Raw genomic sequence first — 1,141 nt, 5'->3', positions numbered from 1 at the left:
TCTTCGTCTTTGTTGATCGCAACGATGATCTTCGAGTCTTTCATACCAGCCAAGTGCTGGATGGCGCCCGAGATGCCCACGGCGATGTACAGTTCCGGGGCAACAACCTTACCGGTCTGACCAACTTGCAGGTCGTTCGCAGCATAGCCCGAGTCAACAGCCGCACGCGATGCACCAACGGCGGCGCCCAGCTTGTCTGCCAGTTTCTCGATCAGGGCGAAGTCCTCTTCCGAGCCAACGCCACGGCCACCCGACACAACAACGCCAGCCGAGGTCAGCTCGGGGCGGTCGCTTTCGGCAACCTTGTCTTCAACCCATTCCGACAGGCCGGGGTTGTCAGCAGCGCCGATGGCTTCAACGCCAGCCGAACCGCCTTCGCCAGCGGCATCAAAGGTCGACGTACGGAAGGTGATGACCTTCTTGGCGTCCGACGACTTGACGGTCTGCATGGCGTTACCGGCATAGATCGGGCGCTCGAAGGTGTCGCCGTCGACCACGGCGGTCACGTCCGACAGAACCATCACGTCCAGCAGAGCAGCGACGCGCGGCATGACGTTCTTGGCGTCGGTGGTGGCGGGGGCCACGATGTGCTCGTAGTCGCCAGCCAGCGAGACGATCAGGGCTGCGGTCGGCTCGGCCAGGCGGTGACCCAGCGATGCGTCTTCGGCAACCAGAACCTTGGCCACGCCGTCGATTTTCGCAGCGGCGTCACCAGCAGCAGCGGCAGAGGCGCCAGCAGCCAGAACGGTTACATCACCCAGCGCTTTCGCAGCGGTGACAGCCTTGGCGGTGGCGTCCAGCGCCAGTTCACCATTGGTAACTTCAGCAAGAAGAAGAACAGCCATTATACAGCCCCCGCTTCCTTGAGTTTCGATACAAGCTCGTCCACCGAGCCAACGATGATGCCAGCGGCGCGTTCGGCCGGCTCCGAGGTCTTCACGATCTCGAGGCGCGGGGTCACGTCAACGCCGTAATCCGCAGCGGTCTTTTCGTCCAGCGGCTTCTTCTTGGCTTTCATGATGTTCGGCAGCGACGCATAGCGCGGCTCGTTCAGGCGCAGGTCAACGGTAACGATGGTCGGCATCTTCACCTTGATGGTCTGCAGGCCGCCGTCGACTTCGCGGGTCACAACAGCGTTGTC

1 protein-coding gene and 1 pseudogene are annotated in these 1,141 nt (G+C 62.1%); both read right to left on the bottom strand.

The genetic code is table 11. The features are described from left to right. The coding region (locus Q0677_RS15055; protein WP_298911394.1) for an FAD-binding protein at positions 1-845 on the bottom strand (845 nt) is incomplete at its 3' end. After that, positions 845-1,141, bottom strand: a pseudogene (locus Q0677_RS15050) (electron transfer flavoprotein subunit beta/FixA family protein); the annotation flags it as partial. The pseudogene Q0677_RS15050 and the gene Q0677_RS15055, both read right to left, overlap by 1 nt.

Origin of the sequence: uncultured Aliiroseovarius sp., from assembly GCF_947492455.1 — a bacterium.
Classification (GTDB): Bacteria; Pseudomonadota; Alphaproteobacteria; order Rhodobacterales; family Rhodobacteraceae; genus Aliiroseovarius.
Note: the sequence above shows the minus strand (reverse complement) of the source record. Positions and strands in the feature narration are given on the sequence as shown.